The 26,194-nt window shown below is 66.5% G+C and carries 15 protein-coding genes and 1 pseudogene; 11 read left to right on the top strand and 5 right to left on the bottom strand.

What is annotated here, in order from left to right:
- Together KUG43_RS08585 and KUG43_RS08580 are read right to left on the bottom strand one after the other, a co-directional pair.
- Positions 1-10,509 (bottom strand): Calx-beta domain-containing protein (locus KUG43_RS08585; protein ID WP_216908089.1); only part of this gene is annotated, 10,509 nt, incomplete at its 3' end.
- 206 nt (positions 10,510-10,715) lie between these two features.
- Positions 10,716-12,392: a mechanosensitive ion channel family protein gene (locus KUG43_RS08580; RefSeq protein WP_216908079.1), complete on the bottom strand. Its 1,677-nt coding sequence runs from the start codon at positions 12,390-12,392 to the stop codon at positions 10,716-10,718.
- Between the two features lie 87 nt (positions 12,393-12,479).
- Between KUG43_RS08580 and KUG43_RS08575 the strand changes: the two genes are divergently transcribed.
- The 10 genes from KUG43_RS08575 (at position 12,480) to KUG43_RS08530 (ending at position 20,787) form a co-directional block, all read left to right on the top strand.
- On the top strand, positions 12,480-14,477 hold the full coding sequence (locus KUG43_RS08575) for a monovalent cation:proton antiporter family protein (protein ID WP_216908077.1): 1,998 nt from the start codon (positions 12,480-12,482) through the stop codon (positions 14,475-14,477).
- Positions 14,478-14,621: 144 nt separating this feature from the next.
- Positions 14,622-15,800, top strand: coding sequence for a glycosyltransferase family protein (locus tag KUG43_RS08570; protein WP_216908075.1), 1,179 nt, complete (start codon positions 14,622-14,624; stop codon positions 15,798-15,800).
- Positions 15,801-16,110: 310 nt separating this feature from the next.
- Positions 16,111-16,698 (top strand): hypothetical protein, encoded by a 588-nt coding sequence (locus KUG43_RS08565; RefSeq protein WP_216908073.1) that lies wholly within the window; start codon positions 16,111-16,113, stop codon positions 16,696-16,698.
- Positions 16,699-16,788: 90 nt separating this feature from the next.
- On the top strand, positions 16,789-17,175 hold the full coding sequence (locus KUG43_RS08560) for a cation:proton antiporter subunit C (RefSeq protein WP_216908111.1): 387 nt from the start codon (positions 16,789-16,791) through the stop codon (positions 17,173-17,175).
- Positions 17,175-18,653, top strand: a complete 1,479-nt coding sequence (locus KUG43_RS08555; RefSeq protein ID WP_216908071.1) for a proton-conducting transporter transmembrane domain-containing protein — start codon at positions 17,175-17,177, stop codon at positions 18,651-18,653. Before KUG43_RS08560 ends, KUG43_RS08555 begins: the two co-directional genes overlap by 1 nt.
- On the top strand, positions 18,650-19,069 hold the full coding sequence (locus KUG43_RS08550; protein ID WP_216908069.1) for a Na+/H+ antiporter subunit E: 420 nt from the start codon (positions 18,650-18,652) through the stop codon (positions 19,067-19,069). Before KUG43_RS08555 ends, KUG43_RS08550 begins: the two co-directional genes overlap by 4 nt.
- Positions 19,066-19,314 (top strand): hypothetical protein, encoded by a 249-nt coding sequence (locus KUG43_RS08545; protein WP_216908067.1) that lies wholly within the window; start codon positions 19,066-19,068, stop codon positions 19,312-19,314. The genes KUG43_RS08550 and KUG43_RS08545 overlap by 4 nt, the downstream gene beginning before the upstream one ends.
- The gene (locus tag KUG43_RS08540) at positions 19,311-19,610 is read left to right on the top strand and encodes a monovalent cation/H(+) antiporter subunit G (RefSeq protein ID WP_216908065.1); all 300 of its coding nucleotides are present in this window, start codon (positions 19,311-19,313) and stop codon (positions 19,608-19,610) included. Before KUG43_RS08545 ends, KUG43_RS08540 begins: the two co-directional genes overlap by 4 nt.
- Positions 19,607-20,131: a hydrogenase subunit MbhD domain-containing protein gene (locus KUG43_RS08535; protein ID WP_216908063.1), complete on the top strand. Its 525-nt coding sequence runs from the start codon at positions 19,607-19,609 to the stop codon at positions 20,129-20,131. The genes KUG43_RS08540 and KUG43_RS08535 overlap by 4 nt, the downstream gene beginning before the upstream one ends.
- Positions 20,128-20,787, top strand: coding sequence for a Na(+)/H(+) antiporter subunit B (locus KUG43_RS08530; RefSeq protein ID WP_216908061.1), 660 nt, complete (start codon positions 20,128-20,130; stop codon positions 20,785-20,787). The genes KUG43_RS08535 and KUG43_RS08530 overlap by 4 nt, the downstream gene beginning before the upstream one ends.
- 10 nt (positions 20,788-20,797) lie before the next feature.
- Here KUG43_RS08530 and KUG43_RS17335 read toward each other — a convergent pair whose 3' ends face one another.
- The gene (locus KUG43_RS17335; protein ID WP_216908059.1) at positions 20,798-23,818 is read right to left on the bottom strand and encodes an AAA family ATPase; all 3,021 of its coding nucleotides are present in this window, start codon (positions 23,816-23,818) and stop codon (positions 20,798-20,800) included.
- On the bottom strand, positions 23,815-24,978 hold the full coding sequence (locus KUG43_RS08520) for an exonuclease SbcCD subunit D (protein ID WP_216908057.1): 1,164 nt from the start codon (positions 24,976-24,978) through the stop codon (positions 23,815-23,817). The genes KUG43_RS17335 and KUG43_RS08520 overlap by 4 nt, the downstream gene beginning before the upstream one ends.
- Before the next feature lie 31 nt (positions 24,979-25,009).
- Between KUG43_RS08520 and KUG43_RS08515 the strand changes: the two genes are divergently transcribed.
- Positions 25,010-25,789 carry a methyltransferase domain-containing protein gene (locus tag KUG43_RS08515; protein ID WP_216908055.1) on the top strand — a complete coding sequence of 260 codons (780 nt, stop codon included), beginning with the start codon at positions 25,010-25,012 and terminating at the stop codon, positions 25,787-25,789.
- On the opposite strand, the pseudogene KUG43_RS17035 reads toward KUG43_RS08515, so the two are convergent.
- Positions 25,730-26,173 (bottom strand): annotated as a pseudogene (locus tag KUG43_RS17035) (rhodanese-like domain-containing protein); the annotation flags it as partial. The gene KUG43_RS08515 and the pseudogene KUG43_RS17035 overlap by 60 nt on opposite strands.
- Positions 26,174-26,194: the final 21 nt, after the last annotated feature.

Raw genomic sequence — 26,194 nt, 5'->3', positions numbered from 1 at the left:
GGAGCTGGCGGGACGGCCCGTCAGGGTCGCCCGCAGCACAAGGCTGGCGGCCGCTGCGGTCTTGCTGGGGTCGGCCACCGTGAGGGTGAGTGGATCAGCGGAGCTGAAGATGGGCATCAGCTCAACCGACCCAGCTGTGGATGGATCAACGATCACGCCATTGGCCACCCCGTCCTTGTCTCCATAACCGCCATCGGTCAGGCTGAGATGGAGGAAGTCAGCATGGCCATCCTCATCCAAGTCGTAGAAACGTGCACCACCGCGTTGCAGCGGGTTGTAAGTGAGAGGAGAGATCTCCCTGGTCAATGGATTGATGGAGAAATAAGCCCAGTTCTGTTGACCTGGGTTGGCCGGTTGTTGTCCCCCTGTCAGAATGGAAAGGTCAAGGCCTAGCATCGCCTGAGGTTGACCTGGGATTGTATCCAGGATGAAGTCAATGGCATTTTCACTCAGAGTGATGCCAGCATCGCCAATGAGATTGGCGAACCCCAGAAATGCAGAATCCACAAGAGAATCAGTGGCAATGATCTGAATCTGTTGACCGGTGGCAATACGAATCTCATCGTTGCGGATAGTGCCACTGGCGGCTGAACTAGCGGAATCAAGGCTGGAGCCTGTGGGGTTTGAAAGGGTAATGGTGAATCCCTCATCCGGTTCGATGTCAACGTCTCCTGCGATGTCGACAACAATGGTTCTGGAGATGTCTCCTGCCGCGAATGTCACCATGCCGCTTGGCAGCACACCGGCGATGAAATCACCGGCGCTGGCGGGATTGGAGCCGCTGCCGGTGACTGCCCAGTTGGCAGTACTGAAAGTTGCGGTGTCACCGGTGCGGGTCGCCGTGAAGCTAAAGACGGTGGCGCCGCTGCTTCCCTCGTACTTGTTGGCGGAGGCCGCGGTGATGGCGAGTTCGGATATCGGCAGCACTGTACCGGCATCGGTGGTGACGCTTTCGGCGAAACCCCGCCCATCGGTGTAGCTCACCACCAACCGCAGTTGCTTCCCTTGATCGGCTGCCGCAATGGTGTAGCTGGAGCTATTGGTGCCGACTGGGCTCCAGTCGTTGCCATCACTCGAGGATTGCCAGCTGTAGGTGAAAATCCCGTCCCCATCGGGATCGGCTGAGCTGGTGCTCGCGATCAACGTGTTGCCGACGGCGGGGGGGCCGGAGATCGTGAAGCTGGCGGTACCCGTGTTGCTGATGTCGTTGAGGATGATGCCGGTCACGGCGGCTGTGGTGCCGATCGTGTAAGCCGCACCTGTCACCAGGGTGAGGGCGACGGTTTCATCCGTCTCAAGGCTCCCATCGGCGCTGGGATCCACGGTGACGGTGGCGGTGGCGGAGCCGGCGGCAAATGTGATGCTGGCGGCGATCAGGCCGTAATCGATGCCGTTGGTGGCGGTGCCGCCGATCGCGTAGTTGACGGTGAGGGAGCTGGTGGTGTCGCCGGATCGGCGGAAGGTGTAGAGGAGATTGGCGGCGCCGGTTTCCGTGACGCTGGTAGGCGTGAGCTCCAGAGTGATGCTGGGGAGTGGTGCACCGTCGTCGTTGGTGATCGTGACGGTGCCGAAACTGTTGCCAATGGCGGCACTGTTGCTGGCGCCGGTGATGCTGACATTGAACGTTTCGTCTGCTTCGACCGTGGTATCCCCGATGATCGAGATGGGAATCCTTTTCGTCATCTCACCCGCTGCGAACTGGACAGAGTTAGGGAGGATGACTTGATAATCGGAGCCGAGTTCTGCCGTTCCAGGCGTCACGGTGTAGGTGACTTCGATGGGGGCTGAGCCTCCCGTTCTGGTCAGGTGGAGCTCGGCCGAACGGAATCCTAAATCGCCTTCGACTACGGCAAGACTTTCGATCGATACCGTGCCTGAGGCATCGTCATTCGTGATCGTCGCGGTGCCGGTGTTGTTGCCCAGTACGGCGGCATCGCTGGCACCGGTGAGGAAGACGCTGAATGTTTCACTGGCTTCCACGAGGGTGTCGCCATTGACGCTGACAGAGATCGTTTTGGTGGTATCGCCGGCCGCGAAGCTGAGTGTGCCATCGGTGATGGCGATGTAGTCGGATCCGGGGGTAGCCGTTCCGCCCAACGTCCGGTAGGTGACGTCGAAAGGAGCGTTCCCGCCGGCACGGGTGATGGTGAAGTTGGCCAGGGTGGTGCCGGCATCGCCTTCGCTCACGGTCACGTCCCCGATCGAGATGGTGCCAGCCCCGTCGTCATTGGTGATCGTGCCGAGGGCCTGGGCGTCGGTGATCGTGGCGCCGTTGGTCGGGTTGAGCAGGTTGACGAAGAAGGTCTCGCTGGGCTCGAAGGCAGCGTCGCCCAGGATGGCGATGCTGATGGACTTGCTCGTCTCGTCAGCAGCGAAGCTGAGCAGTGCCGGCGTCAACGCAATGTAATCTATTGCGGCCTTTGCAGAGCCGTCTGCCGTCGCGACAGTCACGTCAAAGGCTGCGAAGCCGGCTGTGCGGGTGACGGTGAAGGTGGCGATCTTGGTGCCGACATCGCCTTCGGTGATCGTGACATCGTTGATCGATATGCTCCCGGCGACGGGTGGCAGATCATCGTCATTAAGAATGACTCCGGCCGCGACACTGGTATCAATCGTGGCGCCGATCGGATTCGATAGCGTGACTCTGAATATCTCTAGGGCTTCTGAATCTGTATCCCCTGAGACATTGAGAATGAGCGTTTTTGATGTTTCGCTTGCAGCAAAAGAGATGACACCAAAGGGTAATGCACCTCCGAAGTCGGCGGCGTCGACATTCCCGCTTATACGATACTCTGCACTGGCAGGACTAATTGTATTGCCCGTGCGAGTTACGGCGAATGTGTATTCGGCAACACCTGTATCGCCCTCTGGTTCTCGAGAGCTGAGGGCTGAGATTGAAAGACTTGGTAAATCTTCTGGATCTACTAAATCTGCAAGGCGTGCAACAAAGACATCGCCACCAAAATTGTTGTCGAGAAAGCCGAGATTGTTGGCGAAGGTGAAGAAGTGAATGGTCTTTCCGTCCCCTGAGATGGAAGGGACGCCACTACTACGATTGGCTTCCAAGCCATCTCCGGTGACCGAAACACGCGTCGTCGTTTTCGTGGCAAGGTCCCGAACAAAAACGTCTCCAACGCCATTGGAATCGCCTGCGATAAGATTTGAAGCTTCGCTATAGAATGCGACACTGCGCCCATCTGCTGAGATTGATGGGCTGCTGCTCATCCGGTTGCCGAGTTCTCCGTCTATGCCTACGGAGACTATGGTGGTAGTGTTTGTGAGTAGATCGCGGACAAAGACGTCATATTGGTCATTCCTATCGTTTGCTACGAGATTAGGCGTGGCACTCCAAAAAGCCACTTTGGTGCCATCGGCAGATATGACCGGTGAGTAACTAATGCCATAAGCACCCGTGGCTGTGCCGTTAGGTGCAGCCGAAACAAGTGTTGTTGATCGGGACATCATATCGAAGACATAAATATCCGGACCAACGTCTCCTGGAAGCTTCAGGCTGTAGGCAATCTTTGTCCCATCTGCTGATATTGAAAGTTGGTTGTCCGCAACTGATCCTGGATCAAAACTGCCGTGTGGGATTATCGTTGTGGATTCACTTGCTAAGTCCCGAACAAAGATGTCGAGTCTATTGTTATTGTCACCAGCAACAAGATTGGAAGCGCTGCTGAAAAAGGCAACCTTGTTCCCATCGGCTGAGATGGCTGGAAAATAGCTGAAGCCATTGGCCTGCTCCCCACTTAATCCGATAGAAGTTGTAGCTGTAGTGCCAGTTGTAAGGTTGTGTACAAGTACATCAGTGATCGCAGACCTGCCGTCTATATAGGCCACCTTGGTTCCGTCCGCTGATATTGATCCGTAGCTTCTTTGGACAAGCGGTCCGACTCCTCCAAAAGAAATTCTTGTCGTTGTGTCTGTGATGAGGTCTCTAACAAAGACTTCTGAAGTAATGGAGGCTGGAGGGTCGATGAGGTTTCCGGCAGAGCTTACGAACGCAACTTTTGTGCCGTCGGCCGAGACGGAAGTGGGGCCCATTCCGAAGCTGTCCCTAATACCTGTGGTTGCTGGCTGACCGAATGCGGCGCTGACGAGTTCAATGCTGAGTGCATTGGTTCCCTCGGGTGTGACGGGCTCAATCGCAGGAAGCTCAAGTGGAACATCCGGAAAGTCCGTACCCGTCGTGGCCACAAGCGACCCGCCTTTGATCAGGATGCCGGAGTCGAGGAAGGCATCGCCGGTATCGATGACTTCCACCTCCAGCAGGTTCTCCACCCCGGATTTCACCGGCGCCTTCAGGGTGAGGACCCGTGTATGGCCATCCGCTTGGGTCTGCCCGCCCAGCGGGTTCAGGATCAAATCGGGATGGGCAGGTCCGTAGGCCTGGGGGAGCAGATTGTCGAGCGTCAGCGAGGCCCCGTCCGACAGGCTGGCGACATCTATGCCGTTGACCCGGATCCGGAAGATGTCGGCGAGGGCTGCGTTGGTCAGTTCAGGCAGCGCTTCTGAAAAGACAACGAACTGGAACTGGATCTTGTTGAGGCCGGCGTCGGGGGTGAAGGCATAGGTCAGTTTGGTCTGATCTCCGACGAGTCCAGGCGAGCCCAGATCGGTACTCATCGCACGATCCCCTGCGATTGGAGAAGAAGAGAGGTTTAGCTCTGCGCCAGCCGTTTCACCAAAGCCACCGCTCTCTCCGATATAGAGATAAAGTGGGCCGTCCGTGTTGACGGGCTGGGTAAGATTGAAGCTGATGCGGCCGCCGTCGCCCAGGGTTAAGGGAATCTCATTGATTGAGGCCGTCCCGGGCGTCTCGAAGCGATCAAGACGCACGAGTCGTTGTTGCACAAGACCATTTACCGATCCGGTCAGATTCGGTGAATTAGCACTAGTGGTTCGTTGTGATCCTGACTGGAAACTGAGAGCATCTGCAGTGAAGTCGAAGACGTCCAGCTTGGACAGGCTGGAGTCGAGGTTGAGGTCCGTATTGCTGTTGACGGCATCAAGCCTTTTGGTGCTGAGCACGATGGCATCCAGGTCGAACCCGCTGAGAGCGCCGCTGGCGCCGCCCTGGCGGCTACCGCTGTCACTGATGGTGAGGGAGCGCAGATCGATGCCGAGACCAGAAAGATCAGCCCTGAAGATCTGGGATCCGTTGGCCGACACCCCGATCGAAACGAATTCCACATCGTTCAGCTGATCGCCCAACGCGGTCGGCGTGTTCGTGTTGGGCCCCACCAGGTCTTCGACGCGTCCGGTGGAAAGGACGAGGCCCGAACCGAGGCCGAAGGGATCGCCCTCAAACACACCGCTCGCCTCTCCCGATCCTTCGATGCTCAGGCGGATGCCGGACAGGCCGGAGGTGGCCCCGAGGGCGCCCAGGAGCGTGGCGGTGTCCGCTGTTTCGGTGACGCTGAATCCGCCGGCTGAAGCGAGGGCTTCCACTGCATCGAATCGTTCGGCAAACGCTGCCAGGGCAGGGATGCTCGCGCCCGGCTCTGGGATGAACAGGGCCGTGTTGTACTTCACATAGCTGGCCCCAAGGTCAATGTTGGCCACCCCTTCGAACCTGGCTGCCAGGTCCTCGCCACTACCTGCAACAATGCGGAAAAGAAGAGAGGAGCCATTGGCGGTTTGCTCGCTCCGATAGTTGCTGCTGCTGCCGTCGAGGTGAAGGGTGTCGCCCTCGGCGATCGAGAAGTCCCTGATCAGGGCATGGCTGGGTGATGGCCCCTCAAGGCTGAAGTAGTAACGAGCGTCCTCCGTGCCGAGCACGAACCAGTCCGCCCCCAGGCCACCGACCAGCGTGTCGACCTCGGCCGAGTCAAACGAACTGGATGAACTGGTGCCGAAGAGGATGTCGTTGCCGTCGCCGCCCTCGAGCAGGTCGTCGCCTGTGTATCCACGCAGCAGGTCATTGCCGCCGCCGCCGCGCAGGATGTCGTCGCCCTTCAGGGTCTGAAATCCTTCCGATTGGAGCGACCTCAGGACGATCCCGGTGCCCACAAGTACATCATTGGCGCCCGTGCCGGTGACATACAGTCGTTCGATCCCGGTGAAGCTCACGTTATTGCTGGTTCCTTCGGCGTAGTGGCCAGCATTCGTCAGCAGTGGAAGGCTGGTGCCCTGCACATTGCCGATTGAAGGCGCAATCGTGATCCCCGAACTGATGCTTGCACTCGAGCTTGTCACGCCGAGGCTGCCGGTCAGCGAGGAGTAATCGAGCACCAGCACATCGCCCGGCGCCCCATAGAACGCAGCGGTGTCGATGATTGTTGAATCTGCCTGGCCATCGGTATCGGGCACAAACAGTCCTGTCGTCTCCCTGCCGCCATCCACAACGTCAAGACCCAATCCGGGCAGGATCACATCACTGCCGTCACCGGTGCTGAAGCTGTTGTCGTGTTCCCCCAGCTGCACCAGCAGGTCGTCTCCCGATCCGGTGACGATGTCGCCGAGGATCTCGAATTCCTCGATGGCCGATCCGCTTGTCAGCGTCAGGTTCGCTCCGCTGTTCTCTCCGGCGGTGTCAATACCGGCTAGGAGGACATCTTCAGCGACACCGCCCAGCGAAACATGGAGGGTGTCGACACCTCGCCCGCCAACCAGATGGAAGTAGTTGCTGCCTGCGTCAGAGCGAAGTGCGCGAAACTCGTTCGTGCCGTAGCTGACCGTGTCGTCACCACTTCCGGCGACGATGACATCGTTCCCCATGCCGGCCACGATTGTGTCGTTGCCACTGCCGGTGGCGATCACGTCGTTGCCGGCGCCGCCGAAAAGGAGGTCCGCTTTGGACGTGCCTGCGATGCGCAGCGTCTCGATCGTGGAGAAGGTGACGCTGTCGATCAAGTCGAGGCTGTTCAGGGCCTGACGGGAGAACGAGCCGGAACTGACCGATCCCAGCGCGTATCCACCGACCAGGCCAGAGCCGATGTCGCCCCTGTAGTAATCGATGATCAGCGTGTCGTTGCCACCGCCACCGATGGCTATTTCGGAGACGTTTGTCGACCCCAGGCTCGGATCGAGCACGTTATCCTCGCTGTCGCCAACGAGCGTGTCCGAGAAGTCGGAGCCGCGCAGGTTCTCGATCGCGACGTAGGTATCGCCCTGGGCCTCGTTGCCGGTGCCGAGGCCTGTGGCCAGGTTGGCCGTAATGGGGCCGGTTGCGCCTCGATAGTCGGCCAGATCAAGGCCATCACCACCTTCGTGACGGTCGGCACCGCTGCCGCCGATCAGGGTGTCGTTGCCGTCATTCCCCTTGAGCGTATCGGCGCCGCCGAGGCCAGTGATGCTGTTGTCGGCATCATCCCCACCCAGGCTGTCGGCCTGCTCGGTGCCTTCCAGATTTTCGAAGGTGCTGTATCCCACCACCGGGTTGGGGCTGCCGTCACGGAGGGCCATGGCGATGACGTCGTTGCCGCCGCCATCGCCCGTCCTCAGATCGACAACGACGCCCGTACCTCCCAGGACGCGATAGGTGAGCAGATCGACGCCGGGAGCATTGAGAGAGCCGCCGCCATCCAACCGGTCGCCATCGCCCAGAGCGAAGACCGTATCGTTCCCCAGGCCGCCGAAAACCGTGTCGAGCCCAGCGCCGCCGGCCAGGCGATCGTCATCGAAGTAGCCATCGATGACATTGGCAGCCCCGTCGCCGAAGATCACATCGGCATAGGCGGAACCCTGAACCCGCTCGATGCTCACCAGGGTGTCGCCCTGGGCATCGCCGCCGAAGCTGATGCGGCGTTGCAGGTCGATGTGGATGCCGCCAAAGGACGTCACATAGCTGGTGCCGTCCTGGCCGCCTTTGCCGAGCAGGACATCGGCACCGCGGCCGCCCAGCAGAAAGTCGTTCTTGTTGGCGGCCCCTTCCAGAATGTCGTCACCATCGCGGCCTTCGAGGGTGCTGATCGGATCGCCGCCTGTGCTGGAGATTAGGTAGTCGCTGTAGGCGGTGCCGACGATGTACTCGATGCTGTCCAGCACATCCCCTTCGGCTTCACCACCGAAGCCGATCAGTTTGCCGTTCTCCTCAAAGAAGGTAACACCGGACAGCAGGCTCCGATTGGCGTCCTCGTAGCTGACCTTGTCTTTATCGGCGCCACCGTCGAGGCGGTCGGCGCCGACGCCACCGTAAAGATCGTCATTGTCTGCACCGCCGCTGAGCCAATCGTCGCCGTCGTTGCCGATCAGGATGTCGTTGCCGGCTTCACCTTCGAAGCTGTCGTTGCCGCGGCCGCCGGCCATGTAATCGGCCCCTGCCCCGCCTTTCACGTTCGATGTGTTTGCCACATCCGAGCGGATCAGCAGGCTGTCGTCTTCATCGCCCAGATTGCCGACGATCAGGGCGAGCGGAGTCTCCGACGAGCCAAACCGCTGGCTGACCCCCATCCCGAAGATGTCGAGGGCACCATGGATCACGTTCCCGTTGGCATCGAAGGCCAGGCGGATGTCGTAGTCCTCGGCGATATCCTCGCCTGCCACCCTGGGCCGATCTTCGACGATGAACTCCCGCTGCGAGGCCCGGTCGCCGGTATTCAGCACCAGATCCAGGCTGCCAAAGGGTGCGGCGCCGATGGTGGCCAGCCCTTTCAGGGGTGGGCTTGCAATACCGTCGGTGGGGGTACAGAAGAAGGAGGAGAAGTCGGCGAGCGTTGCATTCGCCAGGGGAATCCGCTGTGTGAAGGAGAAGGGGTCGAAGCCGACTTCAATTTCAGCACGCAAGTTGGTACCATATCGACCGGAAAGGACTTCGAAAAAACAGCCATCCCCGTTCAGGAAATTGGCAAGGCGAAGTTTACCGGTTTCATCGACATCCAAGTATCCAACGACGTTGGCGTCGATGCCACCGGTGATTGATGCTTTGAGCGGGCCAGCTCGTAGGGCGCCACCGGCGCTGGTGTCGGTACCCAGGCTGAAGATGGGTCTGTAACCTGTAATGGTTCCTTCCCTTTCGGCGGTCGAAAGGTACAAGCCTTTGGCAAAGTCTCCTTCGCTCACTCCACCCGTATCGTAGCCAACGGCAAGGCCGGCTTCGATGTCAATGCTGGCCTTGAGCAAAAGACCGATCGGCAGGCCGGGAATTGCAATGAAGACTTCCTCCTGCTCATGTATATCGAGCGGTGGAAGCCTGAACTCAGCCAGGATGAGCGGTTCGTTGTTCTTGAACAGAAGGTCGATGATCTTGCTTGGATCTTCCAGCAGTGGAATGAACAGACCACTGTTTTCGCTGAAGCTTTCAGTGAGCTTTTCTTTGATGGCGCCCGCCACATCACCAAGGATTCCGGAGTCCCGAATGAAGCTGTCCAACTCTTCCAGGCCATCCGCTCCGACGAGGCTTGTGAAGGCGAACTCTGGGCCGGCTGGGTTGTTGGACAGGATGATGTTGCCCAGATTAATGCTTCCCCCTGCTGCCTGGCCAGTCAGCGTACGGATGAAATTGATCGTCGAGAGGCCTTCAAAGAAGGCAGAGGCATCCTGCAGATTGGGGGCGATCCCATCCGCATTCAGGACGCTGTCTTTGAACTTCGCCAGATCCACCAGGCTGACGACACCATCCTTGAATGTGGTTGGCAGTACATCCAGAAAACCTGTCGCGCCTGTCTTGTTGGCAAGATCGTTCACGACCGGCACGGGACCGGTGGTCAGGTCCAGCAGTTTTCCAAGCGGCTGGGTTTCCAGAATGGTATTGACTGTTTCAAAAGTTTCTTTAAAGATTCCAAAGAACTCGCTGAGATTGATGGTGATGTCGTTGAAGGCAACCGTCGGAGACTGGTTGCCGATGACGTACTCCAGGATGAGATTTGTTGTCACGGATGGTAAAACTCCTGCCACCTCACTGGTCTGGATGTCCAGATCCAGTCCGGCTCGCCCTGTAATGCCGAAGCTGATCGGTTGAGCCAGTGCACCGGCATCCCCGGAGGGCAGATCGATCGAGGCGGCGAAGGACAGCTCCGGCGTGTTCGTGTCTCGGTCCCTGACCGTGATGTCGATGATGCCCAGGGAGGCGCCGGCATCCAGCGAGAGGGAGGCTTCGAGGCCCACCTTCAGTTCTGGCTGTCCACTGTTTCGGATGGAGAGTTGTCCCGTGGTCGCATCCACCTGCAGGGCGATGTTCAGATCGGTGACGAAGGCAACGGCCAGGGTTCCGCCCAGCTGCAGGCCCACAGGTCCGACGGCTCCGCCGATATCGAAGGGCTTGGGGCTCAGGCCCGTGCTGGAGCGATCGACAATCGTGATGTCGATGCCGCCTTCAGCATTCACGGAGGCGGTCACGTCGTCGATCGCATCCAAGGCCGCTGCGAGAGCGGCGGCACTGTCGCCCACCCCATCCAGCGCGCTTGTCAGGGTGGTCTGCAGATCGGCGAAGATCAGGTCCTGTACGGGCGAGACGACAGTGCCGACGAGGGGCACCTCGCCGAAGTCCACCCCGGTGGCCTGTCTGGCGAGATCCGTGATGAGGGACTGGATCCCGGCCACGAGGCTCGAGGCTGAAAGCGCCACGTGGAATACCAGAAAATTTGATTAACTCTGTACGCGAATCGTGGTGGTTGGGCCAGCTTCTTGAAAGTTCATTCAATCCGCGTTATTCGCACGCGGCATCGTGGGCCCCACTCCAGCCCTGTTGCCCCGTCTGATCTTGTCTGAATCCCTTTGTGTCCATGCTGGCCCTGCGAGCGCCCAGATCCGCTATGTGCGGCCAATGACGCTTACTGCAGCCGCTGCACCAGGCGTCCCAGCAGCTCCCGCCGGGCCGGGCCCTGCTGGCCCGCCTCGGTGATCAGCAGGGCCTTCACCTGGAGGTCGTGCTCCGTCATCGCCTCGATGCCCAGCAGGCGCGGGGGTTCCAGCAGCTTCGGGGCCCAATGCGGATCGCTGCCGAAGGCGGCCAGTTCCTCGCCGATCAGGCCCAGGGCGCCGGCTAGATCGCTGATGCTGCGCGGCAGCAGCAGCGTCACTTCCGCCCCCGAGCGCAGCTTGGTGTGGTTCACCACCTGCTCGCAGTGGCTGTTGGGCACCACCACCACCCGCTGATCGGCGCAGCGCAGCTCGGTGCTCAGCACCCCCACATCCACCACCTCACCGGAGCGGCCCCCGATTTCGACCACATCGCCGATGGCGTAGCGGTCGTCGAGCAGCAGCACCAGCCCGGCGACGAAATCCCGCAGCAACCCCTGGAACACCAGCGCCAGGGCGCCGAGCACGGCCCCACTGGCCAGGACGGCATTGCTGGAGAGGTCCCGCAACACGGGAATCCCGAGCACCGTCCAGAGCGCGAACAGCAGCAGGCAGGCCAGGTTCACCAGCCGGCGCAGCACCCGCAGCAGGCTCAGGTAGCGCTGCCGGCGGCGGGCGCGGTGCTCGGCGCTCACGGCCAGATGGCTGGCCCACTGGCTCAGCAGCAGCCCCACCAGGCCCCGCAGCACCATGGCCACGACCAGCAGCAGCAGCGCTTTCAGCAGCACCACCAGCGGCTGCAGCAACACATCGATGGCGGCCGGGATCTGGCCGGGCCAGGCCAGCAGCAGTACCGCGCCCATCGCCACCCCCAGCAGGATCACCAGCGCCGTCAGGAGCCGGCTGACGGCCTGGGTGAGCTGGAGCAGCAGGGGGTCGAAGCGCCCCGGTCGCTCGGCGCGGCGCCGTTGCAGGCGGGGCAGCGCGCGCTGGCTGAAGCGCCACAACGCCACCGCCAGGGCCATCAGCAGGGCCAGGCCGGCCAGGGACAGCAGGGCGATCTGCAGGCGCCCGTTGATCTGCTCCTTCCCGAACACGCCGCGGGCGCTGCGCAGGCGGCGTTCCAGCAGGCCGCGCCACTGTTCGGCCAGCACATCGGCCGGCAGGCCGTTGAACGCGGCGTCCTGCTCGGTGACCGTGAGCAGGGGGAAGGGGCTCGAGCGGCCGGGCACCTGGGCCACCAGCTGCCGGCTTCCGCCTGGCTGGCGCAGCAGCACCACGCGCAGGGCCTCCGGTGCCCCCTGCAGGCCGAGATGGTTGGGGTCACAGGTGGCCTTCGTCCCCTTGAGGCTGAGGCGATCCAGCAGCGCCTCACCGACCCGCTCCCCTGCGGTGCAGGGATTGCGGGGCTCGTACAGCTGGCTCAGGTTGCCCTCGATCACCCGGGCCCGCTCGCTGGCCTCCGGGCCGCTGTCGCCGCCGGCGTCCAGCGCTGGCGAGGCCACCGTGATCGCCGGCACCCCCAGGATCCGCACCGTGCCGAGGCGAAAGCTGCCGGTGTTGACCGGGTCCGCCGTGGCGGGAGCCTCCGCGGCGGCTGTTGCCGCAGCCAGGGGTTGGGGCTGGAGCGCCGCCAGGCCGATGGTCAGGGTCAGGGTCAGGGTCAGGGTCAGGGCGGCTCGCCGCCAGCGCGGCCGTTGTCTGGCCATCGCTGCAGCAACGGCATTGGCTTTCTGGCTGTTCACGTCGGTCCGGCATAACGGCGGCAGGGCTCGTCACGCATACCATCAACTCCCGTGACGACCATCGGCACCGTGCAGGTCCTGCTGCTCGATCTGGTCGTCATCTTCGGGCTTTCCGTGCTGGCGGCAATCCTGTGCCACCGGCTGCGGATCCCCACCTCGATCGGTCTGCTTCTGGCCGGCGTGCTGGCGGGGCCCGATGCCCTCGCCCTGGTGCGGGGTCCCCACGACATCGAACTGCTGGCGGAAGTCGGGGTGGTGCTGCTGCTGTTCGTGGTGGGCCTGGAGATCTCCGTGGCCGACGTGACCCGACTGCGGCGGGAATTCATTCTCGGGGGCTCACTGCAGTTCTTCGGCACCGCCGCCGTGGTCGCCCTGGCGTTGCTGCCGATGGGGATGAACCTTCCCCAGGCCGGCTATCTCGGCTGCGTGGTGGCGCTCTCCAGCACGGCCGTGGTGCTGCGCCTGCTGCAGGAGCGCGCTGAGATCGAGACCCCCCATGGCCGCGCCATCCTCTCGACCCTCATCTACCAGGACATCGCCGTGGTGCCGGTGATGCTCACCGCCCCGCTGCTGGCCGGTCTTGGTGAGGGTTCCTTGCTGCCGGCGCTCTCGGGACTGGCTCTCAAGGTGCTGGTGGTGGCGGCCCTGGCGGTGGTGGCCTACCGCTGGATCGTGCCCTGGGTGCTGGAGAGGATCATCCGCACACGCAGTTCAGAGGCCTTTCTGCTGGGGGTCTTCATGCTCTGTGTGGGCATCGCCCTGATCACCCAGTCGCTGGGCCTGTCCCTGGCCCTCGGCGCGTTCCTGGCCGGTTTCATCCTGTCGGAATCGCGGTATTCCCACCAGGCGGTGGCGGTGATGCTGCCGTTCCGGGACGTGCTGATGAGCTTGTTCTTCGTGTCGGTGGGGTTGCTGCTCGACATCCCGTTCCTGCTGGCCCATCCGGCTCGCATCGCCCTGCTCACCCTGGGCGTGCTCCTGATCAAGCCCCTGATCGCGGCGGCGGCCGCCCTGGTCACCGGGTTGCCGTTGCGCAGTGCGGTGCTGACCGGCCTGCCCCTGGGCCAGGTGGGTGAGTTCTCCCTGGTGGCCACCAAGGCGGCGGTGGCGGTGGGGCTGCTGACGCCGGAGGTGTTCCAGCTGCTGCTTGATGTGGCGGTGCTCAGCATGATGGCCACACCTGTGTTGGTGGCGGTGTCGTCCCCCCTGGCCGACCGGCTGTGCCGTACCCGCCTGATCCATCTCCAGTCCCAGGCAGTGGGCCCTTCGGCGACGCGGGGGCTGCAGGAGGCGCTGCCCTGCAGCGGCCATGTGCTGATCATCGGTTTCGGCGTCACCGGGCGCAATGTGGCCCGTTGCGCCCGCCGTTGCTCGGTGCCCTACGCGGTGGTGGAGCTGAACGGCGCCATCGTGGCCCAGGCCCTTGAGGAGGGTGAGCCGATCCGCTACGGCGATGCCACCCACGCCCCGATTCTGGAGCTGGTCCATGCCGAGGGGGCACGCGCGATCGTGGTTGTCATCGACGATCCCGGGGCCGCCGGCCGCATCGTGGAGATCGGAAGGCGGGTGGCCCCGGAGGCCTACATCCTGGTGCGCAGCCGTTACCTCCGGGAGGTGGAGCCGCTGATGGCCCTGGGGGCCGATGAGGTGATCGCCGACGAGCTGGAGGTGTCGATCGAGGTGTTCTCGCGGGTGATGGCGCGGATGCTGGTGCCCCGCGAGGACATCCAGCGGCTGATCAGCGATGTGCGTGGCCATTGGCGCGACATGGCCCGCACCCTGGCGGCCTCCGCTACCTCAGTGGAGGACTTGAAAGCGGCATTGCCCCATCTGGCCACCCACACCCTGCGCCTGCAGCCCGAGGCGCCCCTGGTGGGCACCACCATCGCCTCCTGCGGCCTGCGGTCGGAGCATGGCGTCACCGTGCTGGCGGTGACACGGGCGGATGGCGAGACGATTGCCGATCCCCGCGGCGCCACGCCGTTGCAGGCGGGGGACATCCTGTTCGTGATCGGACCGGAGGGCTGGGATCCGCACGTGGTGAGTTGACCCCCTCCCCCCCGGGGCGGCCACCTTGGCGCTTGAACATTGGCGAGGCTGCGGCGATGGCTCATCGCGGACCTGGCGGTGGCCATGGTTGGGCTACAGACCAAGACCGCCGGCCTTGCCCAGCGCACAATGCCCATCTCCACCATGAAGACAGCCCCTGCGCAGGATCTCGTAGGTCGTTGGCGGATCGGACTCTGGCTCTCCTATGGCCTGATCGGCCTGGGCATCGCCGTGCAGGTGTTCTGGCTTTCTCCCCAGCCATGGCCTGGCTCCATGAATGGGCCGGTCAGGTTCCTGTTTGACACCCATGACATCGGCGTGTATTTCCGCTCGTCCGCCTGGGCCGTGGGTGGCGGGACGCTCTATCGCGATGTCCCCTCCGAATACCCCCTGGCGGCCAACCTGATCTTCGGCTCCGTCCGTTTTCTGGCCAGTCTTGTGATGGCGCCGGATCGCCAGGAGTGGGGCTTCACCTTGATCTGGATCCTGTGCGGCATGGCGGTGCTTGTTGGTTGCCTTCGCTTGGCGATCCGGGAATCAAGGGACGGTGTTCCCCTGGTCTGGCTGTTGCCGGCTGTCATCTACTTTGCGGCACTTCGCTTCGACATCTACCCGGCCTTCACGCTTCTGCTGGCGATCGCGGCGATGCGGCGCCAGCGTCTGCTGCGATCGGCGGGCTGGCTCGGTGTGGCCATCGCCCTGAAGGGTTTTGCGTTGTTCCTCGTTCCCTGCATGGCCGTGTACGTGTTCCACCTCGCTGGAATCAGAAAGGCCCTGATCTTCTCCGTGGTGTGCCTGGTGCCCCATACCACGATGTCACTCGCAACCCTGCTGTTTTCAGGCATCGATGGTCTGCTGACGTCCTATCTGTTCCACGCCAAGCGTTCCTTCAATGGGGAAAGCCTTTGGGATGGGATGTCTCTCCGCTTTCTGGTTCGCTGGTTTCCTGGCCTGCCGGCCCTTTTGACCATTGGCTTCTCGATCGGGGCGGCCTGTCTGAGGCCCAGATCGTTCGATCGCCTGATCGATGCCTGCCTCGTCGCGGTTGTGGGATTCACCGTGAGCACCGTCTTCTACTCGCCCCAGTTCTGCCTCTGGATCCTGGCCATCGCCTCGTTTTCGGAGCGGCAGCGGATCCTGTTTGTGGTGTATGGGCTGTGTTTTGTGACGTACTTCTATTTCCCCGTCTCCTTTGACATCGCCTGGAACGGGGGCAGCAGAATCCCGCTGGAAATCGCCGTGACGACCGTCAGCCTGTTGCGGCTTCTGTTGATCGTCACGGCGCTCAGAAGAACCCCGACGGCCGTGCCGACGTCTTCCTGAGCCACGGCCACCGCCTCAGGGTTCGGCCTGACGGTCGTGGCGCACGCGGTTGCTGAGCACCTGGGGGCCGCGGGGCAGGCGGGCCTGTTCAGACTGGCTCGCCACCCCGAACCATCTCGGAATCTCCGTATCGAGGCGGTGGCTGTGGAACGTCTCCTCCCTCGCTTCGATCGGCTGCCGTTTGCACGCCCGTCAGCGCGGCAGAAGAGTCGAGGCAGCTGGCCGGCTATCCGTCACCAGGCGGGTGAGTTTGCCGTCATCCCCGCCGGCGCGCTAGGGGCAGATTGAAACCACTCATCTGCCCACGTCCATGGCACGCCTCGCAACCAACCTCAGGCAATGGCTGGCACGGCGCCTGCGGGCGGCGGCCGCGGCCCTGTGGCAGGAGCCACCGCCGCCCCCGTTGGCCGTCAGCAGCCCGCCCCTGGCGCCGGCGCCGGTTCGCCCGCCCGCTCCACCGGCTCCACCGGTTGATCGGGTCGCCGCCCTTTGTCCCGGGGTGCGGGAACCCCTGTCGGTGGAGGCCGCCGTGCTGGGCCGGGACATGACCGTGCTCAAACGGGAAGCTGCCGATTCCCTGGCGGCCCTGGGCGCCGCCCATGCCCTGATCAGCTCCGCCCGGCTGGCCCAGGTTCAGGAGTTGCGGCCCCGGGTGATCGAAGGCCAGGCGTCGGGGGAGTCCCTGATGGCGCTCGCCGCCGAGTACCAGGGCTGGCAGGGTGACCAGGTGCGCATCTTCGACGCCCTGGCGCTGGTGATGCGGATGGGGGTGCCCCGGGGTCTGGTGCTCGACCAGCTGGATCCAGGACTGCAGGAGCAGGCCCGCTCCCACCTGGAGGCCCTGTCGGTGGAATATCAGCGCCGCCTGCTGGCGGATCAGTTCCACACCACCACCTGACGCTGGCGGTGATCCAGGCCCGTCGGCCTCTGGACGCAACGGCTACCATCCCGCTCCGTGATCCGGCCGTCCTCCGGGTTGCTGTGTCCGATGGATGCGTTCCGGCTGCTCGCGCTCCTGATTCTGGTGGCGGTGCTGGTGGGTTTTGTGGGGCTGCTGCTGCGCCGCAACCTGTTTCTCAAGGTCATGGCCATGGACGTGATGGGGTCGGGCGTGGTGGCCCTGTTCGTGCTCGTGGCGGCGCGCACCGGGCTGCAGAGCCCGATCCTGTTGGCCCCTGCAGCCGCTGAGACGGCGACGACCAGCGTTCCCCTGGCTGACCCGATCCCCCAGGCCGTGATTCTCACGGCGATCGTGATCGGCCTTTCCATCCAGGCCCTGCTGCTGGTGGTGATCACCCGCCTGTCCCGCGTGGATCCCAGCCTGGATCTGGGCAGCTTTGAGATGGGGAGCGGGGAAGCGGGGGGTCGGCGCTGATGGCGCCCCTCTCCGGTGAAAGCCTGCTGATCGGCTGGCTGCTGCTGCCGTTCATGGCGGCCTTCCTGGCCGCCCTGCTGCCCCCCCTGGCCCGCTGGCTGGCCCTGGCCTGTTGCCTGGCCACCGCCGCCGTGGCCGCAGCGATCCAGGCCGGTGCCCTGCCGGCCAGCCTCCACCTACTGGGGCCCTACGGCGTGGCGCTGCAGCCCGACGCCCTGGCAGCGCCCTTCCTGCTTCTCAATGCCCTGGTGTCTGGTGCTGTGGTGCTCGACGGCTGGCGCCGGCCGATGCCGGGCCCGTTCCTGCTGCTGCTGATGGTGTTGCACGGGGGCCTGGCCTCGGCCTTCGTGGCGGTGGATCTGATCAGCCTCTACGTGACCCTGGAGGTGGTGGGGATCAGTGCCTTCCTGCTGATCCTGATCACCCGATCGGAGCGCTCCCTCTGGCTGGCGTTGCGTTACTTGCTGATCAGCAACACGGTGATGACCTTTTATCTGGTCGGCGCCGCCGTGGTGTATCTGGAGCAGGGCAGTTTCCAGCTGGCGGCCGTCGGTGCGGCTGGAGCCGCCGCCCTGGCCCTGTTGCTGGTGGGTCTGCTCACCAAGGCCGGTCTGTTCCTCTCCGGGCTTTGGCTGCCCCGCACCCACGCCGAGGCGCCGGCGGAGGTCTCGGCGCTGCTCTCCGGGGTGGTCGTCGTCGCCGGAATCGTCCCCCTGCTGCGGCTGAGCAGCGTCGTGCCCACCCTGGCGGAGGTGCTGCCGGTGATCGGTGTGGCCAGCGCCGTCCTGGGTCTGCTGTTCGCCCTGGTGGAGGCGGATGCCAAACGGCTGCTGGCCTGGAGCACCCTCTCCCAGATGGGCCTGGTGGTGCTGGCACCCGTCGCCGGAGGGCTGTACGCCCTCGGCCATGGTCTGGCCAAGGCCGCCCTGTTCCTGCTGGCCCGGCGCTTTCCCGGCCGCGACCTGGCCGGTTGGACAGGCCGGCCCCTGGCCGCCGGCGTGCTGGTCCCCCTGTGGATCGCCTCTCTGTCGATCGTGGGGGTGCCGCCGCTGCTCGGTTTCTTCGCCAAGACGGGCCTTGATCGCGCCCTGCCGGGGCCGTCGGGTCTGCTGCCCAGCCTGTTGAGCGTGGGCACGGCGGCGGTGTTCGCCCGTCTCTGGTGCGCGCCCTTGCAGCCAGCGGCGCTGCCGCCTTCAGCCAGCGTGCAAGCCGATCCGGCCTGGTCGCCTGGGGTGGTGCTGCTGCTGGCGGCGCTCGTGCTGCTGGGTGCCGGCGAGGCCAGCCGCAGCTGGGGTCCCGCCCTGGCAGCGGAGGCCGCCAAGGCGGTGTTGGTGCTGGCGGCTGGGATGGGGCTGCACCGGTTGCTGCAGCCCCTGCGGCGCAGCCCCTGGTTCCGGCTGCCCGACCTGGAGGGCTTCCCCGATCTGATCGGCGGCATCGGTGTGGTGGGGGCCGGACTGCTGGTGTGGGTGCGATGAGACGCCTTCTCCCCCTGTTGCTGACCACCAGCTTCCGCCTGGCGGTCTGGTGCCTGCTGACCGCCGACCTGAGCCGCCTCAACCTGCTGATCGGGCTGGTGGTGGCCCTGCTGCTGCCCCGCGCCCACTCCCGGCCCCTGCCCCTGCGCGCCCTGCTGCGGGCCCTGGGGCGCAGCCTGCTGGCCGTTCCCCAGGCCTACCTGGAGGCCCTGCGGCTCATCTTTGGCCCCGAGCCGGTGGAGGCTGAGATCAGCGAGTCCGCCACCGAAGGGAGCATCCCCCTGCTGGTGTTCCTGGACGTGTTCCGCATCACCCTCACCCCCTTCACGATCGTGCTCGGCCTGGAGGATGGCGGCCGCCGGTACCGCATCCATGCCATGAAGCCTGGCCCCCGCCATGGAGGCCAGACCCCATGACGGTGCTGCTCTGGGGGATGGTGCTGGCCCTGCTGATCCCGATCGCCGTGGCCTGCCGGCCCAGCGACGTCTGGCACCGCCTGGCGGCGTTCGCCAGCGTCGCCACCAAGGTGGCGCTGATCACCCTGGTGGTGTCGGCGGTGCGGGGCGACCGGATGCTGGGCCTGGCCGGCGTCATCGTTCTGTGCGCCGGCAATGCCGGTCTGCTGCTGCTGGCCAACCTGCTGCGGGGGACGGAGCGATGACCCTCGCTTCCTTTGCCGATCACGCCAGCCTGCTGCTGCTGGGAGCGGGACTGCTGTTCTGGTTCTGGGGCACCTGGCCCCTCCTCGAAAGCCGCACCTACCTCAGCAAGCTGCACGCCCTGTCGGTGGCCGACACCCTCGGCTCGACGCTGATGTTGCTGGGCCTGCTGCTGCGGATCCCTGGCCAGTGGCCCCTGCTGGTGCTGGCCCTGGTGGCCCTGATCCTGTGGAACACGATCTTCGGCTACGTGCTGGCCAACTGCTGGCTGGACTCCCGCCGGGAGCCGAAGCCATGAGCGGCACCTTTTCTCTGGCGGGGGAGCTGGACCTGCTGCTGCCGATCACCGCTTTGTTGCCCCTCACTGCCGTGCTGCTGGTGAGCCAGTCGAATCCTTATCAGACCCTGGTGCTGCGGGGGATCCTGGGGTCGGTGTCCACCCTGCTCTACGCCCTGCTGGGGGCCCCGGACGTGGCGATCACCGAGGCGTTGGTGGGCACCCTGCTGTCCACCACCCTCTATGCGGTGGCGCTGCGGTCTTCGATGGCGCTGCGGTTGTCGTATCCGGCCGACGACCCCCCCAGCGAGGCCTGTCTGGAGCGGTTGCGCGAATGGCTGCAGCCCCTGTCGCTGCGGCTGCGGCTGCTGCCACCGGTACCGGAGCAGACCGGCGAGGCCGCCGCGAGCCACGGGTGCCTGGGTCCGGGCCTGCGGCTGGAGCTGGCCAACCCCCGGCTGGTGGCGCGTCTGCGGGCCCTGGAGGGCTTTCGCCGCTGGCGGCAGGGCGGCGGTGAACTGCTGCTGCGGGAGCTTCCATGACCTGGCTCTACCTGCTGGCCGCCACCGCCCTCTGCCTGGCCCCGCTGGACGCGACCCTGCCGCCGGCGCCCCCCATCGGTCCGCTGATCGCGTCCCTCGCCGCCATGACCGATGTGCCCAATCTGGTGTCAGGGGTGATCCTGCACACCCGTCTGTACGACACCATCGCCGAGGTGGTGGTGTTCACCCTGGCCTCCATCGGGGTGCGCTTCCTGCTGGCCGGGGAGCCCACCAAGACGAGCATCCGTGCCATCGAGGATGCCCCGTCGGTGGTGCTCTGCCAGCTGGGGGCCACCATGGCCACCCTGATCGGGGTGGAGCTGGCCCTGCGCGGCCACCTGTCCCCGGGGGGCGGGTTCGCGGCGGGCGTGGCCGGCGGCACCGCCATCGGTCTGGTGCTGATCAGCGGCTCGGCCCGGCTCTCCGACCGCCTTTACCGCCGCTGGCGCGCCGACCTGTGGGAGAAGGCCGCCGTGATCGCCTTCGTGGTTCTTTCCGCCTTTGCCCTCGGGGGGGTCCCCCTGCCCGCCGGAACCTTCGGCACCCTGGCCTCGGGGGGCTGGATCCCCCTGCTCAATGTGCTGGTGGCCGTCAAGGTGACCCTGGGCTCCTGGGCGATGGTGCAGCTGTTCGTGCGCCATCGGGGGTTGCTCTAGGCAGGTCGCGTCAGGCCGTGACCCCCACCCGCAGGCTGGAGCCGCGATCGCCGGCGATCACCTCGATGCCGCCGCGGATGCGTTCCCGCAGGGCGCCCACGTGGCTGATCAGGCCGATCATGCGGCCCCCCTCCCGCAGTCGGTCGAGTTCGTCCATGGCCAGCTGCAGGTTGTCGGGATCGAGGCTGCCGAAGCCCTCGTCGATGAACAGGGCCTCCAGGGGGACGCCGCCGGCGTGGGCCTGCACCGTGTCGGCCACCCCCAGGGCCAGGGCCAGGGAGGCCTGGAAGGTTTCGCCGCCCGAGAGGCTGCTCACCTCCCGCTCCTCGCCGGTGTAGGCATCCAGCACCCGCAGGCCCAGGCCGGCGTTTCGGCCGCCATGGCCGCCCTCGTCGGTGAGTCGCAGCTGGTAGCGGCCGGAGGTCATCAGGGTGAGCCGCTGGTTGGCGTAGCCGCAGATGTCGGCGAGGTAGGCCGAGAGCACCCAGCGCTGCAGGGAGATGTAGGGGGCCGCCTTGCCCTGGCAGCGGTTGGCCACGGCACTGAGCCGCTCGGCCCGCCCCTGATTCGCCGCCAGGGCCTCGGCCCCATCACGGTGTTCGGCGGCGAGGCGGGTGATCTCCCGCTGGGCGCCGCGGGCTTCGCTGTGGCGCTCCACGGCCCGGGTGCGGGCCGCATCGGCGCGGGTCACGGCCTCAGCGGCGACGGCGGTGTCGGGCCGGGTCTCCGGCAGGTCCGCCAGATCGGGGGCCGCCAGGAGGTTGCGCTGCTCGATCACCGCCGCCTCGTAGGCGGCGATCCGCTCGACCAGTTTCAGGCGCCAGCTCTCCTCCTGCAGAGCAGCGGCGGCGTCGGCTGCCGTGGCGAACGGCGAGGCGGCCAGCTCCTGGCCCAGCCGCCGGGCCGCCTGCTCCAGCGCGCTGCTGGCACGGGTGTGGGCGCCGGCCCCGGCCACCAGGGCCTGGAGGGCGGCCTCCAGGGTCCCGAAGCCCCGCAGCACCACGCCCGGCTCCAGCCCCTCCCCCAGCTCCCGCGCCACCTGCTCCGCCAGGCCCCGCTGCCGCTGGCTGGCCTCGGCGGCGGCCCGGCTCTCCAGGGCGATGGTCGTGGTGGCCGCCTCGATGGCCTTGGCGAGCTGCTGGCGTTCCTGCTCCCGATCCGCCGTTCGCTGCTCCAGGGCCGGCAGACCGTCGGCCAGGACCTGGGCCGCCAGCTGGGCCGCTGCGGCGGTGCCGGCGGCCTGGCGGGCGGCGAGCGGATCGGCGCCGTCTCCCGCCTTCTCCAGCACCACGCCGAGGGCGGTCTGGGCGTTGGCCAGGGCCACCGCGGCCGCCTGTGCCGCCTGGGTGGCCGCTTCCAGGGTGCGTTCGGCGGTGGTGATCGCACCGTCATCGACCGCGTCGGCCGAGGGCCGGGCCGGCGCCGGGTGCGCCGTGGAGCCGCAGACCGGGCAGGGGGCTCCGGCGGCCAGACCCCCGGCGAGCCGGGCGGCCATGCCCTCGAGCTGGCGCCGCCGAAGCTCGTTGAGGTCGGCGGCCGCTGTGTTGACGTCGCGATCGGCGCCGTTCCTGGCGGCCTCGGCCGCGTGCTGCCGCTCCCGGGCCGGGGCGATGGCTTCGGCGGCCACGGCACGGCCTTCGGCCTCCCGGGCGGCCCGCTGCAGGCCCTCGAGCTGGTCGCGGGCGCTGCGGGCCTGGGAGAGCAGCACCAGCTCCCGCTCCTGCTCCGCCGCCAGCCGCTCCTGCTGGGCGACGGCGGTGGCCCGCCCCGCTTCGGCCTCGGCGGCCCGCTGGCCGGCGGCGGCTGCGGCCCCCCCGGCCTGGGCGGCTTCCTCGGCCTTGCGGGCCAGCTCTCGCACCTCCGCCCCGCGGGCGGCCAGGTCGGCACCGGCTGCAGCGAGATCTTCGGCGGACGGCAAGGTCGTCAGGTCGAGCCGTCGCACGGAGACCGGCAGGGCCCTGGCCCCATCGCGGGCCCGTACCGCCGCCCCCAGCTGCTGCCCCAGGTCCCGCTCCACCAGGGCGAGGGCGCGGCGGGCCTCCTGCTCGGCCCCCAGGCTGGAACGCAGGCGTTCGGCCCGCTCCGCCAGGGCGAGCTTCTGGCGGTACGCCTCCACCGTCTCCGTTTTGGCCTCCAGATCCCCCAGCCGGGCGGCGGCGGCGGCACGCCGGTCCCAGCGATCCGCCTGCGCCGCCAGGGCCGCCTGGGTCGTCTGGGCCGCCTGCAGGCTGGCGGAGGCCTCCCGCAAGGCGGCCTCGGTGTCCTGCACCACCGCGCCGATCGCCGCCATCAGCGCCTCCAGGCCGCCCTGGTCGGTGGGCGGCGCGGCCGGTTCGGCCCCCTCCGGCGGTTCGGGGGCGTGGGGGCCCCAGGCATCGGCCGCCCGACGCCGCAGCACCTCCTGCTCCCGGGCCTGCTCCAGCGCCAGCTGGCGCGCCTCCCGGGCCCGGTCCTCCAGCCACCAACCGGCCCGTTCGTAGATCACCGTGTCGAAGAGCGTCTTGAGCAGGGCTTCGCGCTCCTCGGCCTTCGCCCGCAGCACCTCGGCGAAGCGCCCCTGGGGCAGCAGGATCACCTGGCGGAACTGGGCGGCATTGAGCCCCACCAGGTGTTCCACCTCGCGGGTCACCTCGGTGGCCTTTGCCGCCACGGCCTGCTCCGGCTGCTCGGCGTCCAGCCGGAACAGGACCGCCTGGGGCGGTTTCTCGGTGGTGCCCTGGCCGCGGGCCTTGGGGGCGGTGTGGGCGGGCGTGCGCTCCACCCGGTAGCGGGCGGCGCCACAGGAGAACTCCAGGGTCACCCGGGGCACGGCGCCGGGGGGGGCGTGGTCGGAGCGCAGCCCCTTGACGCTGCGGTCGCCCGACACCTCGCCGTAGAGGGCGAAGCAGAGGGCATCGAGCAGGAAGGTCTTGCCGGCGCCGGTGGTGCCGTGGATCAGGAACAGTCCTTCGGCGGCCAGGGCGTCGAAGTCGACCGCCACCGGATCGGCGTAGGGCCCGAAGGCCTCGATCGTGAGCCGGTGCGGCTTCACCGCTCCCCTCCCCGTTCCGCCGCCGCCAGGGCCGCCCGCAGCAGCTCGGCCTCCGGCTCGCCGGGCGGCTGGCCCTGCTGGTCGGTGAAGAAGGCGCTGGCCAGCTCCAGCGGCGAACGGGCCTGGCGCACCTGGCGGTGGCGCTCGGCGTCGCCGGCGCGGGCCACCTCGGGGGGTTCGTGGCGGAGTTCGGCGATGTGGGGAAAGCGTTCCCGCAGCCGGGCCATGGCCTGCAGAGGCAGGGTGTCGTCGGTGAGGATCGCCCGCACCCGCGCCTCGCTGGCGGCGGCGTGGGCAGGGTCTGAGCAGAGCTCGTCGATGGGCCCCCGCAGGGTGCACAGGCGCCGGCCCACCCCCAGGGGCACCACCGCCACGGAGGGCGTCCCGTCGGCGGCCAGCTCCACGATCCGCACCGACTTGACGTGTCGCTCCTCGGAGAAGGAATAGGCCAGCGGGGTGCCCGAATAGGCCACCCGGGGGCCATCCAGCTGCTGGGAGGCGTGCAGGTGGCCCAGGGCCACGTAATCGAAGCCCGCGAAGGCCGCCACGCTCACCCGGTCGACGTTGCCGATGGTGAGCTCCCGCTCCGATTCCGAGGTTTCGCCGCCGGCCACGAAGGTGTGGGCCACCAGGACCGAACGGTGGGGCGGCCGTTCGCGGCGGTCGGCGTGGATCCGCTCAATGGCCAGGCGCGTCACCTCCTCGTGGCGCAGGCGCACCGGCGCCCCGGCCAGGGCCGGCCCGACCACCGCCGGCTCCAGGTAGGGCAGGGGATAGATCGCCACCGGCGTGCCCCCGGCCCGGGGCGTCACCAGCACCGGCTCGCTGGCCCGGCCCACATCGCCCCGCACCGTCACCCCGAAGGCCGAGAGCAGCGGGTCGTACACCGACACCCGCACATGGGAATCGTGGTTGCCGGCGATGGCCACCACGGCGGTGCCGCCGGCGCTGAGCCGGGCCAGGGCGTGGTTGAACAGCTCCACCGCTTCGGCCGGCGGGATGGCCCGGTCGTAGAGGTCGCCGGCGATCAGCACCGCATCAACGGCATGCTCCCGGGCCAGTTCGGCGATCCGCTCGATCGCCGCCGCCTGCTCCTCCAGCAGCGAGGCGCCGTGAAAACTGCGGCCCAGGTGCCAGTCGGAGGTGTGCAGCAGGCGCATCGCGACAGGCTAGGGGGGCCATGCTGGAGCCATGAACCCCTCCACGCCGACCTCCACCGCTGAGCCAGGCCACTGGGACCAGCGCTACCGGCAGGGCACGGACGGCTGGGAACTGGGCCGGCCGGCTCCGCCGCTGGAGCGGTTCCTGCGCAGCCATCCGCTGGCCCCCCGGCCCCCGGGCCAGGTGCTGGTGCCGGGCTGCGGCCGCGGCCATGAGGCCGCCCTGCTCGAGGAGCTCGGATTTGCCGCCATCGGCCTGGATTTCAGCGGCGAGGCCCTGGCTGAATCCCGCGGCCTCCATGGCCCGGAGCGGGCCGGTCTGCGCTGGCTGCAGGCCGACCTGTTCGACCAGCAGGCCCTGGCGGCGGCGGGGCTGGCGCCCGGAAGCCTCAGCGGGGTCGTGGAGCACACCTGCTTCTGCGCCATCGATCCGGGCCGCCGCGACGACTACATCGCCACCGTCCGTCGGCTGCTGGCGCCGGGCGGCTGGCTGCTGGGGCTGTTCTGGTGCCACCGCAAGCCGGGCGGTCCGCCCTGGGGCAGTGACCCGCAGGCTGTGGCCGCCCAGCTGGCCCAAGCGGGTCTGGTGGCCGAGCTCTGGGAGCCGGCCACCGGTTCGGTGGACCAGCGCCCGGACGAATGGCTGGGCCTGTGGCGTCGGCCGCTACACCCGGTTCCAGGGCATGGCGGCCAGCAGGCGGGCCATGCCACAGAAGCCGGAGACGCCCGCGAAGGTGAGCCCGGCGCCCACGAAGCCGCTCAGCCAGATCCAGCCGGGAGCCACGGCCTGGGAGAGGATCACCCCCAGTAGCACCAGGCTGCCGGCGACGATCTGCACCTGGCGCATCAGCGGCAGCGGCGCCCCCTGGAGCTTGCGCACCGGGAAGCCGGCCTGCTCCCAGGTGGGCAGACCACCGAGCAGGTCGGTGACGGGGTGGGGATGGCCCTGCTGGAGCAGCTGGGCGAGACCCTTGCCGCTGCGGTTGCCGCTTTGGCAGACCAGCACCAGCGGACCGCGGGGCAGATCGGCCTGGGCCAGGCGGGAGAGGGGCACGTTGAGGCTGCCGGCGATGTGGCCGGTGGCGAACTCCATCGGCTCGCGCACATCGATCACGGTGACCTCTCGGGCCGCCAGCCGGTCGGCGAGGTCGTGGGCGCCCAGGCGGCTGGGGGTGGTGACGGTTGTGCTGTTCATGGTCGTGGTGGTCAGGAAGGG

Source organism: Synechococcus sp. CCY 0621 (assembly GCF_019038465.1).
Taxonomy (GTDB): domain Bacteria; phylum Cyanobacteriota; class Cyanobacteriia; order PCC-6307; family Cyanobiaceae; genus Cyanobium.
This window is presented reverse-complemented; position numbering and strand designations above follow the sequence as displayed.